This window comes from Pseudomonas sp. B37(2017) (assembly GCF_002112885.1).
In the GTDB taxonomy this organism is placed as follows: domain Bacteria; phylum Pseudomonadota; class Gammaproteobacteria; order Pseudomonadales; family Pseudomonadaceae; genus Aquipseudomonas; species Aquipseudomonas paraglycinae.
Genome location: NZ_NEIX01000001.1, coordinates 481,098 through 496,604, shown reverse-complemented (window position 1 = coordinate 496,604; position 15,507 = coordinate 481,098). Strand labels below are relative to the sequence as shown.

The 15,507-nt window shown below is 62.0% G+C and carries 11 protein-coding genes; 2 read left to right on the top strand and 9 right to left on the bottom strand.

Annotated features, from left to right (window positions below):
• Window position 1: 1 nt before the first annotated feature.
• The 9 genes from CAF90_RS02345 to CAF90_RS02305 form a co-directional block, all read right to left on the bottom strand.
• Window positions 2-1,024 carry an ABC transporter permease gene (locus tag CAF90_RS02345; RefSeq protein WP_085603228.1) on the bottom strand — a complete coding sequence of 341 codons (1,023 nt, stop codon included), beginning with the start codon at window positions 1,022-1,024 and terminating at the stop codon, window positions 2-4.
• Window positions 1,024-2,088, bottom strand: coding sequence for a microcin C ABC transporter permease YejB (locus tag CAF90_RS02340; RefSeq protein WP_085603226.1), 1,065 nt, complete (start codon window positions 2,086-2,088; stop codon window positions 1,024-1,026). Before CAF90_RS02340 ends, CAF90_RS02345 begins: the two co-directional genes overlap by 1 nt.
• Window positions 2,075-3,925, bottom strand: coding sequence for an extracellular solute-binding protein (locus CAF90_RS02335; RefSeq protein ID WP_085603224.1), 1,851 nt, complete (start codon window positions 3,923-3,925; stop codon window positions 2,075-2,077). The genes CAF90_RS02340 and CAF90_RS02335 overlap by 14 nt, the downstream gene beginning before the upstream one ends.
• A 114-nt stretch (window positions 3,926-4,039) precedes the next feature.
• Window positions 4,040-6,694, bottom strand: coding sequence for a TonB-dependent receptor (locus CAF90_RS02330; RefSeq protein ID WP_085603222.1), 2,655 nt, complete (start codon window positions 6,692-6,694; stop codon window positions 4,040-4,042).
• A gap of 117 nt (window positions 6,695-6,811) precedes the next feature.
• Entirely contained in the window at window positions 6,812-7,315 is a 504-nt protein-coding gene (locus tag CAF90_RS02325) for an RES family NAD+ phosphorylase (RefSeq protein WP_007959496.1), read from the bottom strand.
• Entirely contained in the window at window positions 7,312-7,803 is a 492-nt protein-coding gene (locus tag CAF90_RS02320) for an antitoxin Xre/MbcA/ParS toxin-binding domain-containing protein (protein WP_085605131.1), read from the bottom strand. Before CAF90_RS02320 ends, CAF90_RS02325 begins: the two co-directional genes overlap by 4 nt.
• 254 nt (window positions 7,804-8,057) lie before the next feature.
• On the bottom strand, window positions 8,058-10,982 hold the full coding sequence (locus tag CAF90_RS02315; RefSeq protein WP_085603220.1) for a TonB-dependent receptor: 2,925 nt from the start codon (window positions 10,980-10,982) through the stop codon (window positions 8,058-8,060).
• A 91-nt stretch (window positions 10,983-11,073) separates the two neighbouring features.
• Complete coding sequence (locus tag CAF90_RS02310) at window positions 11,074-12,021, bottom strand: FecR domain-containing protein (RefSeq protein ID WP_085603218.1); 948 nt, start codon at window positions 12,019-12,021, stop codon at window positions 11,074-11,076.
• Window positions 12,018-12,524: a sigma-70 family RNA polymerase sigma factor gene (locus tag CAF90_RS02305; protein WP_085603216.1), complete on the bottom strand. Its 507-nt coding sequence runs from the start codon at window positions 12,522-12,524 to the stop codon at window positions 12,018-12,020. The genes CAF90_RS02310 and CAF90_RS02305 overlap by 4 nt, the downstream gene beginning before the upstream one ends.
• A 298-nt stretch (window positions 12,525-12,822) precedes the next feature.
• Between CAF90_RS02305 and CAF90_RS02300 the strand changes: the two genes are divergently transcribed.
• Together CAF90_RS02300 and CAF90_RS02295 are read left to right on the top strand one after the other, a co-directional pair.
• A complete protein-coding gene (locus CAF90_RS02300) occupies window positions 12,823-14,541 on the top strand; it encodes a hydrogenase maturation protein (RefSeq protein ID WP_085603214.1) in 1,719 nt (572 codons plus the stop codon).
• Window positions 14,542-14,601: 60 nt separating this feature from the next.
• Window positions 14,602-15,465, top strand: a complete 864-nt coding sequence (locus tag CAF90_RS02295; RefSeq protein ID WP_085603211.1) for a LysR family transcriptional regulator — start codon at window positions 14,602-14,604, stop codon at window positions 15,463-15,465.
• Window positions 15,466-15,507 lie beyond the last annotated feature (42 nt).

Genomic DNA, 15,507 nt, shown 5'->3' with positions numbered 1-15,507 from the left:
ATCAAGTCCTGGGGTCGAATGCATCTCGGCAGGCTTCGCCGATGAATACGAGTAAAGAAAGAATCAGCGCCAGGGCAAAAAATGCCGTCAGCCCCAACCACGGTGCTTGCAGATTGTTCTTGCCCTGACCGATCAACTCGCCCAGCGAAGCACTGCCGGCGGGCATGCCGAAGCCGAGAAAATCCAGCGCCGACAACGTGGCGATTGCCCCGGTCAGAACGAACGGCAGGTACGTCAACGTCGCACTCATGGCATTGGGCAGAATGTGCCGCACGATCACCTGCGCATCGCCGACACCCAGCGCCCGCGCCGCTTTCACGTACTCGAGCCCCCGGCTGCGCAGGAACTCGGCGCGCACCACGTCCACCAGACTCAGCCACGAAAACAGCGCCATGATCCCCAGCAACCACCAGAAATTCGGCTCGACGAAGCCCGACAGAATGATCAGCAGGTAAAGCACCGGCAGCCCCGACCACACTTCCAGCAGACGCTGCCCGAGCAAGTCGACCCAACCACCGTAATATCCCTGCAAGGCACCGGCGGCGATACCGATCAACGCGCTCACCGCCGTCAATGCCAACGCAAACAATAGCGAGACCCGCGTGCCGAATATCACCCGCGCCAGCACATCCCGCGCCTGATCGTCGGTGCCCAGCCAGTTGTCAGCGGTGGGCGGGCTCGGGGCCGGTTCAGTGAGGTCGTAGTTAGCCGTGTCGTAGCCGAACGGGATCGGCGCAAACCACATCCGTCCGCCCTGCCCCTCGATCAATTCACGCACCTGGGCACTGCGGTAGTCGGGCTGGAACGGCAGCTCACCGCCGAAATCCTGCTCGGTGTAGCGCTTGAACGCCGGGAAATACCATTCGCCCTGATATGTCACCAGCAGCGGTTTGTCATTGGCGACCAGTTCGCCGCCCAGGCTCAGGCCGAACAGCGCGAGAAACAGCCACAACGACCACCAGCCGCGTCGATGGGCCTTGAACCGCGCCCAACGGCGCTGTCCGATGGGAGAAAGCGTCGGCATCAGGCAGTCCTCGCGGTGAAGTCGATGCGCGGATCGACCAGCGTGTAGCACAGGTCGCCCAGCAGTTTTATCAGGAGCCCGAACAGGGTGAAGATGAACAGCGAACCGAACACCACCGGGTAATCCCGCGACACCGCCGCTTCGTAGCTCAGGCGGCCGAGACCGTCGAGGGAGAAGATCACTTCGATCAGCAACGAGCCGCCGAAAAACACCGTGACCAATGCCTGAGGCAATCCGGCCACCACCAACAGCATCGCGTTGCGAAACACATGCCCGTACAACACCTGTCGTTCACTCAGGCCCTTGGCCCGGGCCGTGACCACGTACAGCCGTGAGATTTCATTGAGAAAGCTGTTCTTGGTCAGGATCGTCAGCGTCGCGAAACCGCCGATCACCAGCGCACTGACCGGCAACACCAGATGCCAGAAGTAATCGGCGACCTTGCCCCACAGCGACAGCTCGGCGAAGTTCTCCGAGACCAGCCCGCGCACCGGAAACCAGTCCAGCGCCGTGCCGCCGGCGAACACCACGATCAGCAGCAGCGCAAATAGAAAGCCCGGCATCGCGTAGCCGATGATGATCGCCGCGCTGCTCCAGACATCAAACGCCGAGCCGTTGTGCACGGCCTTGCGAATGCCCAGCGGAATCGATACCAGATAAGTGATCAGCGTCGCCCACAATCCCAGCGACAAGGTCACCGGCAGCTTCTGCCAGATCAGCTCGGTCACCGTCGCGCCCCGGAAGAAACTCTTGCCGAAGTCCAGTCGCGCGTAGCTCTTGAGCATCAGCCACAAGCGTTCACCGGCACTTTTGTCGAAGCCGTACTGGCGCTCGATCTCGGCCACCAGTTTCGGGTCCAGGCCACGGGTCGCACGGGACTCGCCGCCAATGCTTTCAACATGACTGGCACCCACCGCCGCACCGACACCAATCCCCTGCAATCGGGCGATGGCCTGCTCGACCGGGCCACCGGGCGCGGCCTGCACGATGACGAAGTTCACCAGCAGAATCGCCAGCAAGGTCGGCACGATCAGCAGCAGACGCCGCAGGCTATAACCCCACATGGGCGTACTCCTTTTGCTGTTGCTGCATCTGCGTCGAGGTCAGCGCGGTCGGGCTGATTTCCCACCAGGTGTCGAGGCCGGCGTCGTACAGCGGCGCAATCGCCGGGCGACCGAAACGGTTCCACCACACCGTGGAAATCCCCGGCGGGTAATAGTTGGGGATCCAGTAATAGCCCCACTGCAACACCCGATCCAGGGCATGGGCGTGGCGCAGCAGGCTCTCGCGATTGTCGGCCTGGACCACGCCTTCAAGCAGCGCATCCACCGCCGGATCGCGCAGCACCATGTAGTTGTTGGAGCCAGGATCGTCGGCGCCGTCGGAACCGAAATAGTTGAACAGCTCGCGCCCCGGCGCCTGACTCACCGGGTAACCGACCACGATCATGTCGTAGTCGCGGCTGCGCACGCGGTTGGTGTATTGCGCGGTGTCGACCTGACGAATATCGAAACCGATGCCGATCTGCGCCAGGTTGCGCTTGAACGGCAAAAGCAGACGCTCGAAACCCTTCTGGCCATTGAGGAAGGTGAATTGCAACGGCTCGCCGGCGGCATTCACCAATTGATCGCCACGGGGTTTCCAGCCGGCGGACTCCAGCAATCTCAGCGCCTGCAACTGCTGCGCGCGGATGTTGCCGCTGCCGTCGGTGCGTGGCGCTTCGAATACCTGACTGAAGACTTCATCGGGAATCTTGCCGCGCCACGGTTCGAGGATTTTCAGCTCTTCGGCATCCGGCAGTTCGGTGGCGGACAACGCGCTGTGGGAAAAGAAGCTGCGCTGGCGCAGGTACATGCTGCGCATCATCTGCCGGTTGCTCCATTCGAAATCCCAGAGCATGGCAATCGCCTGCCGGACCCGGCGATCCTGAAACACCGGCTTCTGCAGATTGAACGCAAACCCCTGGGCACCTTGCGCGGCCCCTGGTGCAAGATGTTCGCGCAGCAACTTGCCCTGCTCCAGCGCCGCCCCGGCATAACCGATGGTGTAACTGGTGGCGGAGAACTCGCGGTTGTAATCGAAGCCGCCGGCCTTGAGCACTTGTCGCGACACGTCGGTGTCGGCGAAAAACTCCACGCTCAACTGATCGAAGTTATAGAGCCCGCGCGTGATCGGCAGATCACTGGCCCACCAATCCTTGATCCGCTGGAATTTCACGCTGCGCCCGGCGTCCACCGCGCTGACCTTGTACGGCCCGCTGCCCGGTGGAATCTCGAAGCCTGCGCCATCGGCGAAATTGCGCGTGCGCCACCAATGCTCGGGCAACACCGGCAACGTCGCCAGATCCAGCGGCAAGGTCCGGCTCTCGTTGTTCTTGAACACGAATCGCACCTGGGTCGGCGACTCGACCTGCACCTCGGCGACATCGCGAAACTGCTGGCGATACTTGAGGCTGCCCTGAGTGGTGAACAGCTCGAAGGTGTAGCGCACGTCTTCGGCGGTGATCGGCGTGCCGTCCTCGAACTGTGCCTTGGGGTTGAGGTAAAAGCGCAGCCAGCGCCGGTCCGCGTCCAGCTCCATCCGTTGCGCGACCAGGCCGTAGACGCTGTAAGGCTCGTCCTTGCTGCGATAGGCCAGCGGCGCATAGAGCCAGCCGTCGATGTCGGCAACGCCGGTGCCTTTGTCGATGTAGGGAATCAGGTGATCGAACGGGCCGCTCTCCAGTGAAGAGCGGCGCAAGGTTCCACCCTTGGGCGCGTCGGGGTTGGCGTAGGCCAGGTGCTGGAAGTCCGGGGCGTATTTCGGGGCTTCGCCGTAGACCGTGAGGGCGTGTTGGGGCGCCGCGAACAGTGCCGGGCTCAGCAACAGACCGACGCTGAACAGAATGACTCTGGAAAACATGGGCAGATCCTTTCACCACGTGCCTGCCTGACTGTGATGTGCAGCAGGCCGGGCCTTTTTATAGGGCGGGTTTTAGAACGATGTGTTACTAAAACCCGCCCTGACCGATCTTTCTCAGAACTTGTAATTGACCCGCGTGTACAACGTGCGGCCAAACGGGTCGCCGTATTTCGGGTCATAGCCGCTCTGGAACGTGTAGGTCTGGTTGCTGAATGGCGGCTCGCGGTCGAACAGGTTTTTCACCCCGAGGGTCACCGCCAGGGTCTTGCGCCAGGTGTAGGTGCCGGCCACGTCCCAGACGTTGTACGAACCGACGTAATCGTGAGTCTCGCGATCCGAGTCGTGGTAACCGCTGGTGTAGCGGTTGGTCAGGCTTGCGCCGAGCGGGCCGTAGTTCCAGCTGCCGGTCAGGCTGTGACGCCAACGGGCCACGGCGCCGGCCGAGGCAAAGTCGCCGCCGCGGAAATCACCGAGCTTGTCGATGTAGTCGCCCTTGAGCTGTTGTTGATAGTCGTAACGGGTGACGTAAGTGCCTTGCAGGCCGATGCCGAAATCGCCGTACGGTGTGCTCGGCAGTCGATAGTCGAAGCTCACGTCGACGCCGTTGGTCTTGATCTTGCCGAGGTTGGCCAGGCCAGTGACGATGTGATCGATGGAGCCATCAGGCTTGCGGATCAGGCGCTCCGGGTACAGCTCCGGGTTCTCGAACACCGCCGATTCGGGGAACTCGGCGATCTGGTTGGCGATGTCGATCCACCAGAAATCCAGCCCGGTGGTCAGGCGATCGAATGGCTGATAAACGAAACCGAGGGTGACGTTGCGTGCGGTTTCCGGACTCAGGTCCTTATTGCCGCCGGTCCGGCTGTTGAACTGCTGAGCGCAGTCGCGGTTGGCAATCCCGCCGTTGCTCGGGTTGCCACCGGCACACAGCCGGGGGTCGTTGTAATTGGCGACGGTGAACGTGGTGAAGTTCGGGTTGTACAACTCGTACAGCGATGGCGCGCGGAAGCCTTCACTGTAGGCGCCACGCACCACCAGTTCCTTGAACGGCTGGAAGCGGAACGAGTATTTCGGGTTGGTGGTGCTGCCGAAATCGCTGTACTTGTCGTGGCGCACAGCGGCGGACAGTTCCAGGCTGTCGAGCACCGGCACGTTGACCTCGGCGTACTGCGCCGAGACGCTGCGATCCCCGGCGACGCTGGCATTGGGGTCAACGCCCAGGCTCTGCACATCAGCCGCGAACTGGGCGAAATCCTGATGGAAGTCCTCCTTGCGGTACTCACCGCCCAGCGCCAAGGCCGAAGGCCCGGCGCCGAACCAGTCGCCGATCTCGCGACTGATGCGACCGTCAATCGCCTTGACCCGGCCCACCGCCGTCGAGTAATCGCCGTCCACTCCGTTGGCTGCCAACAAGGCCGAACCGGCAGCCGTCTGCGGACCGAACGGGTTGATCACACCGTTGGCGATGCCCTGGCTGACGGCGCGATCGTTCACGTAACCGCTGCGAATCGTGTTGACCACCTTGTTCTGGTTGTACGACGCGCCGAGGTTGTAATCCCACCCGACCAGCGTGCCGTCGAAGCTCAACAGCAGGCGCTGACCAGTGTTGTCATCTTCATGCTGACGGGCACCGACGGCGGTTTCACGCCAGTTCACGTCCACCGGTTGCGTCGGGTCGAGGGCAAAACCGCTCGGCCCGGGCGTAACGCCGTTACCCGGATAGAACGCGGTGCCAGGATTGACCTGATTGCCCATCAAAGTGCCGGGCCCGATCTGCGTCCGGTTCTCGTTGCGCGCCCAGAAGTATTCGAGGCTGACGTTGTGGTCATCCGACAGCTTTCCGGTTGCCTTGGCGAAGGCCGAGGTCTTTTCGGTTTCCGGCACCAGATCGAGGTAGTTCCACAGGCTCTGGCGGCAGATGCCGTTGCGTGACAGCAGCCCAGGCGCATTGCACCCGGAACCGGCCAACGGGTTGGTGGCGTTGCTGCCCTGGCTCCAGTTGGCGGGCGACGCCGTGCCGGAGGTGTAATCCAGACCGCGCCCCGGCTGGTAGTTATAGGTGTAGCCACGATCGTCGGCGGCCAGGCGATTCTGCTTGTCGTAGCTCACCACACCGAAAACGTTGAAGCGATCGTCCTGCAAATCACCAAAACCCCAACTGCCGCTGAAGTTGCGGCTTTCACCGCCACCGGAATGGGTCGGCGTGTCGTAATTGGTGCTGATCTGGCCTTCGGTGAGGCTGGTCTTGGTGATGAAGTTGATCACCCCGCCGATGGCATCGGTGCCGTAAAGCGCCGAGGCTCCGTCGCGCAGCACCTCCACCCGGTCGATAGCGGCGAACGGGATGGTGTTGAGATCGACGCCGGAGCCGTTGATCGCATTGGTCGCGTTGTTGCTCAGACGCCGACCGTTGAGCAGCACCAGGGTCTTGTTCGGGCCAATGCCACGCAAGTCGGCGTAAGACGCCCCACCGCTGCTCAAACCCACCGAGCGCCCGGAGCCTACGGACGACTGGTTGGCAGAGATCCGACTGACCAGCTCTTCAGTCGTTGTCACACCTTGCTTCTGCAGTTCTTCCACCCGAAGGATGGTCACCGGCACTGCCGTTTCGGCATCGACCCGACGAATCGCGGTGCCGGTGACTTCGACCCGTTGCAGTTGGGTGGTCGGCTCTGTAGCACTGCTGTCGGCAGCCATCGCCGGCAATGTGTTGATCGCCAGCAGCAAGGCCAGGCTCAACGGGGATTTAACGGGTGAAAATCGAATCATGAACAGCCATCCCTGCGTTTTGGTTTATGCAGGGATGTGCGATGGCGGATGTTGATTTATAGGGCGCGATTTAGACCGTTGGGTGCTGAGGTTATGCAAAAGCGGCAAGTCGACTCATCAGGTCAAAACCGCTTCTTTGAGCAACCGGGTATCCAGCCCAAACCGTTCCTGGGAGACCATCCTGAATTGCCCCTCCGCCAAATCGCAGCTCACCAGCAAATTCCACGAATGCCGGGTTGCCGCCGAGGGAATCAGCACAAACGGATGCTCGGCCAGTAAAGCGTCGGCGAACAATCGCTGATTGGGTGACGGCCGTGCAGGGCTCAACCAGTAAGGGTTCGGCACTTCTTCGGGCTGCACGATTTTCACCTTCGCGTCGCTGATGACCTCAAAACATGTCAATACATAAGGCTCGCGGTCCAAGGCATCAAAACTGTGGTTGGCTGCCACCTCCAGAATGGCCGAGGACGGATCGACTGACGCGTAGACGACGCGTCGTCCGGGCCTATTCCATCGGCCGCCATTCAGCTTTGAACCAATCCCCTTGTCCCAGGTACCGCCATAAACCTCGCGATCCAGCCGCCACGCATACCAATGCTCGTCCCACGGCAAGGGGTTCATGGGTAAACCCCGTAGATAAGCTGACTCAGATACTGCTCCACCATCTGAAAACCCAATGGATGCAGGGTCAATTCCAGCGGCACATGACCGTAAAAATAGGTAGAGGGTTTCTGCAGCCAGTCCTCCGCCCGTGGTTGCCCCCCGAAGGCCCGAATGGCCAACTCCAGCACCATTGCGTATTGGTAGGCGATGACACTCTGCTGCGGGTCAAGCCGCACCGGTTTGCCTTCCTTCAGCAGCCGCCTTACCGTTCTGACCGACTTGCCAGTGATGAGTTTGACCATGTCGCCTTGCTGGTAAAGCTCGGAGGTTGAAAGCATGTCGACGACGTCATTCAGCTCGAAACCTTCATCGGTAAGCTGAACAATCAGCAGGGCGTCATCACCGATGTTCCGGCCATGCACGAGCAATTCGACCGGCTTGCCCTCGACCTTCTTCAAACCCGCCAACCGGGGCATTTTTGCGCTGGGCAACGCGACATCCTCCATGGGGCACCTGGCACGATCATCGCGCCACTGATGGCGAGCGGAATAAGCAGGCGTTTCGTATTCGAGGTGTGCAGTTCGCATGATCAATCCATTATCAGAGGCCTGAGTGATCAGGCCGTTAACGACTTCAATGTCATCGCCGATGCTATAGATCACGCTTCCGACGGCCAACCTTAAAAAGTCGTCGGAAATATCCCCGTTTTTACCCAAAGTCCGGCAACTTCCGTAGGACGCTGCCGGGCGTCATTCCGTCCTCAACTGCCGAAGTGATAACTCACATCCAGCCACCACTGGCGCCCGTACGGGTCGTAGTTGCCGGTCGGGTAATACGGCCAGCCCGCCGAATCGTCATGCTTGATCTGGTTGAGCACATTGTTCACGGTCAGCCCGACACTCGCCCGGTCATTGAGCTTGTACCGTGCACTGGCGTTGAACACCGTCCACGGCGACAGACGCCCGTCGCCCGCGCCGTTAGTGACCGAGCCGTAACGAATCCCCATCAGCGTCGCCGTGGCCTTCTGGTAATCCCAGGTCAGGCTGGCGTTGACCTTGCTGCGCCAGTCGTAATTGGTGCGCGAGGTGCGCCAGTCCTGGGTCGGGGCTTCGTCCGATTCCTTGTAGTAATGCGAGAGCACCAGGGTGTAGCCCAGCGTCGAACTGAACGCGCCGTACTGCCCGGCGCCCCAGCGGATGTTGCTCTTGAAGTCCAGGCCGCTGACCCGCTCGCTGGCGGCGTTGATCGCATTCACCCGCACCCGCTGCAACTGATTGGGATCGACGGCGGCATTGCCGGGATTGCGATCCACTCGTGCCAGGGTCGACTGGCAGTTGGCCGAGTTGATGTCCTGGGTGCCATTGCGGCATTCGTTTTCTTGCTGCAGCAGACGGTTTTCGTCGACGGTGGTCAGCAGGTCATCGATCTCCACCCGCCAGAAGTCAGTGGAGAAATCGAAGTTGCGTGAAGGCGACCAGACGAAACCGTAGGTCCAGGATTTACCGCGTTCGGATTCCAGATCCGCCGTGCCGCTCTGGGTGTAATCGACCCGCCCGCGATCACAGGCGCCCTCCACGGCCTGGCTGCAACCGTAATAGTCGATCTGCGCCGGGTAGTAACCGTTGCTGTCGGACTGATAGATGTAGTTCAGATCCGGTGCGCGGAAACTGGTGCCGTAGCTGCCGCGCACCAGCAGGCTGTTCACCGGCCGCCATTCCAGGCCAAGGTTGTAGGTTTTCTGCTGCTCGGTGCGGCCGCTGAATTTGTATTGGTCCCAGCGCCCTGCGGCTGTCGCCAGTACCGTGTCGGTGACCGGAATGCTGAACTCGCCGCCGGCCGCGTAACGCTTGCGCGAACCGCCGGAGCTTTGCGCCGGGGTCACGCCGTAGAAACTGCCGTCGTTGAGGCTGTCATCCGGGTCGATGCGATATTCCTGCTTGCCCGCCTCGAGCACCCCGGCGAATCCCACCGGGCCGGCCGGCAGATCAAACAAATCGCCGTTGACCGACGCGTTGTAACTCGTGGATACCGACTTGCTGCTCTGGGTCAGGTTGCCGCGAAACTGCTCCCATTCCTGCGGCGTCAGTGGCCGGTCGAGGCGCGAGGCATCCGGCGCGAACACCGGGTAACCGCCGCGGGTACCCAGTTGCGGGCCGAGGTAAAAATCCTGGATCGACGACAGCGGCGTGTAACGCGTGGTGCGCACGCTTTTGTATTCAGACCGGTTGGCCGCCAGTTCATAGTTCCACCCTGTGTCGGCGATCTTGTCCGAGAGGCCCAGGGTGCCAGTCCATGAGGTATCGCGCCACTTGCTGTTGTTGCTGGTGCGCCCGCCGATTTCCTCTTCACCGAAGCGCCGGTACCAGCGCTCCAGATTGCCGCTGTTCTGGTTGATGAAATCCGGCGACGTGAAGCTCGGGCCGCGTGTGTTGTTCTGGATGTGATCGAGGCCGTACATCAGATCGGCGAAGACCTGGCCGCTGTCGCTGAAATGCCAGGTGCCACGGGTGTAGCCATCGTAGTTTTCCTTTTGCGTCTGTACCGTCCAGTAATCGTTGTACATCTGGTCGGTGCGGCAACGTCCGCCGCTGTTGAACAGCTTGTTGTCGAACGTGCCCTGATAGGCGCCACAGCCGGGCCCCAGATAGCGGTTGTTGCTCAGGTCGCGACGGTACCCGACATCCGCCAGCGGCCCGCTCTGCATAAAGCCGCGATCATCGGCCCAGATCGGATCGCGGTTGGTCAGTTCGAGGCCGAACAAACCGTCGAAGTCGCCCCAACTGCCGCCGCCACTGATCTGCAAGCGCTGGTTGTCACCGCCGCCGCGCTCGCTGGTGCCGCCCTTGAGGTTGACGTCGACGCCATTCATTTTGTCCTTGAGGATGATGTTCACCACCCCGGCAATCGCATCCGAACCGTAGATCGCCGAGGCGCCGCTGCTGAGCACTTCGATGCGGTCGATGATCGCCGACGGAATGTTCGCAAGGTTGGTGAAGTTGACCTTGCCGTCGTACGGCGTCGGGTAATCGGCGACCCGCCGGCCGTTGATCAGCACCAGCGTGTGGTTGGGGCCGAGGCCACGCAGGTTGAGGGCGCTGGCCGCCGGTTGCCAGGTGTTGCCGTAGTCTTCGCCCTGGGTCATGCCGGTGTTCTGGGTTTGCGTGGCGAGGGCGTCGTAGACGTTCTTGTAGCCGCGCGCTTCCATTTCTTCGTGGGTGATGACGTTGACCGGCGTCGCACCATCGCTCTGCGCACGGGCGATCCGCGAGCCGGTGACGGTGACTTTTTCCATGCGGTAATCGGCGCTGCTGGCGGGCGCCACGGCAGCGGCCTTGACCGGCGCGGTGCTCTGCGCATCGGCCGGGCGAATGCTCAGGCCCTGGCTGCCCTGCTCGACTTGCAGGCCGCTACCGATCAGGGCTTTCTCTACCGCCTGACGACCACCCAATGCGCCGCGCACCGCACTGCTGCGCTTGCCTTGAACCAGATTCTGGCTGAAGGAAATCGGCACGCCGGTCTGGCGCGAGATGTCCAGCAGCACCTCGTCGAGGGCCCCCGCGGCAATGTCGAAGGTATAGACCTGAGTGGCAGCGTCTTGTGCCAGAACGGTGGTCGGGACAATGCCCGCCGCCAGCACGATGGCCAGCGTCAGGCGGGACAATTGTTGTTGTTTGAATGAGAACATCGAGGGGCTTCCCTGTTGAAGGCGTCTGCAGGGAATGAGCAGCGGGCCGGCGCTTTTTATAGGGGGACGGATAGACCGGGAAGTTATGGATTTATAACCGTGCTTCGATGCTCACCCAGTACGGGTTGTGCCAGGTGACACGGATGGGTAGCGAACGCTCCAGCAGTTGCAAAGTGCGGTCGCTGTCGTCCAGCGGATAGAGACCGCTGAGGCGCAAACCGGCGACCTCGGGGCTCAGGTGCAGGATGCCGCGACGGTAGCTGCGCAGGCTGTCGATGACTTCGCTCAAAGGCCGATCGCGCACTTCAAGCCGCCCTTGCACCCAGGCGCTTTCCTGCCCTTTGCTGCGTTCCAGCGCGAGGATTTCCTGCCTGTTGAACAGCAGACTTTCGCCCGCCTCCACCACTTGCCGCGCCCCACTGGCGGTGACCACTTCGACTTGCGAATGCAGCATCACCAGCTGCGTCGAATCGTTACCGCGCTGCACCAGGAATTTGGTCCCGAGCGCACGCATCCGCCCATGCTCGGTTTCGACCACAAACGGCCGGGCCAGATTTTTCGCCACATCGATCAGCAGCTCGCCGCTGCGCAAGTCCAGCAAACGTTCGAGATTGTTGAAGCGCGGCACCACGCGGCTGCGGGCATTCAACGTAAGGGCGCTGCCATCCTCCAGCGTGAATTCCCGACGCTCGCCGGTACCGGTCGACAACTCGCCGGCCTCGGGCAGCCAGCCATAACGTCGACCGAGCAAACCGGCCAGCACCGCGATCCCGAGCACACTCAAACTGCCGCTGAGGAATCGACGGCGACTGGACGGCGCATTCAGGCTGTGCAGCACGCTCTCACGCGGCAGGCCGCGCAGGTTCGAATGGCGTAGCAGATTCAGCCCGCCGCCCATTTGCTCGATGATCTGCTGATGCCGTGGATCCGCCGTGCGCCAGGCGTCGAAGGCGGCGCGCTCCTGCAGGCTGACGTGCCCCGATTGCAGCAGCGCCATCCATTGCGCCGCTTCGTCGATCAGCGTTTCGTCCGGCCTCATGCCTGCATCGCCTGATAGCAACGCTTGAACGCCTCGACCATGTATTGCTGCACGCGGCTGGTGGACACGCCGAGACGTTCGCCGATTTCGCTGTAGGTCAGGCCGTCGAGCTGGTGATAGAGAAACGCAGCCTTGGCCTTGGTCGACAGGCCATTGAGCAAGCGATCCACCGCCAGCAGCGTTTCGATCACCAATTCCCGTTCCTCGGGCGACGGATGCACCGGTTCCGGCGCCAGTGCCAGGCTTTGCAGATAGGCGCGCTCGAGGTCCTGCCGGCGCCAACCTTCGTAGACCAGCCGCCGGGCAATCGTGGTCAACAGCGCGCGGGGTTCGCGAATCGCCAGCGGATCGGGCAGCGCCAGGACCCGAAGAAAAGTTTCCGAAGCAATGTCCTGTGCACTATGCGGGCAGCCGAGGGTACGGCTGACCGCTGCGCACAACCATCGGTAGTCCTTTTGGAACATTTGCCCGATGACCTGGTAATGCGGGTTGTGACTCCCCATGCCTTACTCCCTGAAAACGGGCTCCACCCGCTGCGAAAATCCATGGATACGCCGGGATCTTCCGGCGGTGATCAGGGGTGCGACTGTGCTATAGCGCCTGAGACATTTGAAGTAATAAAAAATCAGGATCAACAAACCTTTGAGAATAAGGCGCGCCGTCGGCACGGCAACATTGGCTGACACAACGTTGATCTCGATCAGTGGCGCCCGTCACGCCAGTCTCTAACCTTGCGCCTCCATCGATAGCCACGGACGGCTCACCGGGAGCCTGAGGCTGACCTTTCAAGGAAGAGCATTCATGCGATCACTCAACATCATTCTTCTGTCGTCGGCGTTCAACGGCCTGACCCAGCGTGCCTGGCTGGAACTGCGTCAGGCCGGGCATTCACCCAGCGTGGTGCTGTTCACCGACGAAACCGCCGTGTGCGAGCAAATCGAAAACAGCGGCGCCGACTTGGTGATCTGCCCGTTCCTCAAGGATCGTGTTCCCCACGCGCTGTGGAGCAATCCGCAGCGCCCGGTCGTCATCATTCACCCCGGCATCGTCGGCGATCGCGGTGCCAGTGCGCTGGACTGGGCGATCATGCGCGAGCTGCCGTCCTGGGGCGTGACCGCCCTGCAAGCGGTGGAAGAAATGGACGCCGGCCCGGTCTGGGCCACCTGCGAATTCAACTTGCCGACAGGCCTGCGCAAATCCGAGCTGTACAACGGCCGGGTCAGCGACGCGGCGATCCGTTGCATCCGCGAAGTGGTGGAGAAATTCATCGAAGGCTTCGTGCCGGTCGCGCTGGATTACAACGATCCGACAGTGCGCGGGCGATTGCAGCCGAACATGAAGCAGGACGACCGCACCTTCAGCTGGCACGACTGCTCGCGCTTCATCAAACGCTGCATCGACGCGGCGGACGGTCAGCCCGGCGTACTCGCCAGCCTCGCTGGCGGGCAGTATTACGTGTACGACGCGCACCTCGATCAGCGCACCGGAATGCCCGGCGAGATTCTCGCGGTGCATGACGACGCGGTGTTGGTGGCGACCGGTGATCACAGCCTGTGGATCGGCTCGCTGCGGCGCAAACCGCAACCGGGCGAAGAAACCTTCAAACGTCCGGCGCGGCATGTGCTGGCCGGGCAGTTGTCTGGCGTGCCGGTGCTGGACTGGTCGATTGCCAACGCGCCGTTCAGCGACGAGACGTATCAGCCGATCCGGTATCGCGAGTCCGGACAGGTCGGCGAGCTGACGCTGGAGTTCTACAACGGCGCCATGAGCACCGAGCAATGCCGGCGCATGGTCGAGGCCCTGCGCTGGGCCAAATCCCGCGACACTCAGGTGCTGTTGATCAAGGGCGGACGCGGCAGCTTTTCCAACGGCGTACACCTGAACGTGATTCAGGCTGCCGAAGATCCGGGCGCCGAAGCCTGGGCCAATATCCAGGCCATCGATGATGTGTGCGAAGAATTGCTCAGCGCACGGCAACTGGTGGTCAGCGGCGTTACCGGCAATGCCGGGGCCGGTGGCGTGATGCTCGCTCTGGCGGCTGACATCGTGTTTGCCCGCGCCGATATCGTGCTCAATCCGCACTACAAGAGCATGGGGCTGTACGGCTCGGAATACTGGACTTACAGCCTGCCCCGCGCCGTCGGCCCGGCCATGGCGGAACAACTGACCCAAGCCTGTCTGCCGGTCAGCGCTGCGCAGGCGCTGCAACTGGGCATGGTCCAGGAAATCGGCCCGCGCTGCCCGGACGAGTTCTCGCTGTGGTTGCTGCAACGGGCCAACAGTGTGCTGAGTGATCCGACTTATGCGGCGGTGCGGGAGCGCAAGCTGCGGGTCGATCATGTGTTGATTCGTCAGTGCCGCGAGGCGGAGTTGCAGGAGATGCAGGAAGACATGCTGTACAACCGCAATCAGTTTGCCGAGAAGTGCCGCAACTTCGTCTACAAGCGCAAGACCTGCTGCACGCCGGCGCGGTTGGTGGAGGATTGGGCTCGGGTGCGTGAAGTCGAAGTGGCTGACTGAACAATGACGCGGTCCCGGGGCTGCCCGTACAATGCGGGCACCTCAACCACCGGCCCGCCCATGGACATCGACCTCGCCCGCACCTTTCTGGAAATCGTCCGCCACGGCAGCCTCGCCGCGGCGGCTGAAAAGCTGTTCGTCACGCAAACGGCAATCACCGCCCGCGTCCAGAAACTCGAAAGCCAGTTGGGCAGCACGCTGTTCGTGCGCAACCGTGCCGGTGCGCGGCTGACCGCCAATGGCGAGGCTTTCGTGGTCTACGCCAATCAGCTGGTGCAGACCTGGGAAGCGGCGCGCCGCGACCTGCCCTTGCCCGAGGGCTATCACAATGTGCTGCACATCGGCGGCGAGGTCAGTCTGTGCAACCCGCTGATGCTCAGTTGGGCCGCCGAGTTGCGGGAGAAAATCCCAGGTCATGCGTTGCGCATGGAGATCCGCGACGGCGAAAACCTGCTGCGTCAGCTCGAACTGGGCGTACTCGATGCGGCGCTGGTCTATCAACCGGAATACTGGCCGGGGCTGCAGGTCGAGCAGGTGCTCGAAGAGAAACTGATTCTGGTCACCACGCCCGGCCGCCCTTCCCCCTACGTGTACATCGACTGGGGACCGGACTTCCGTCGCCAGCACGACGCGGCCCTGCCGGAAAAGGCCAAGGCTGCCCTGAGTTTCAACCTCGGCCCGCTGGCCCTGCAATACATCCTGGAGAACGGCGGCAGCGGCTATTTCCGGACCCGGGTGGTGCGCACTTATCTGGAAAGCGGCGCGCTGGAGCCGGTGACCAAAGCCCCGGAATTCGGCTATCCGACCTACCTCGTCTACTCTCGCGACCGCGACTCGGCGATCCTGCAACAGGCGTTCGATCTGCTGCGCGAAGTGATCAAGGCCGATGACGACTGGTCGCAGCGCTGGAACCCGTTGAGCTGACGGCCGCTATGCACCGGAGCATGGCACTTGTGACCTGAAGGT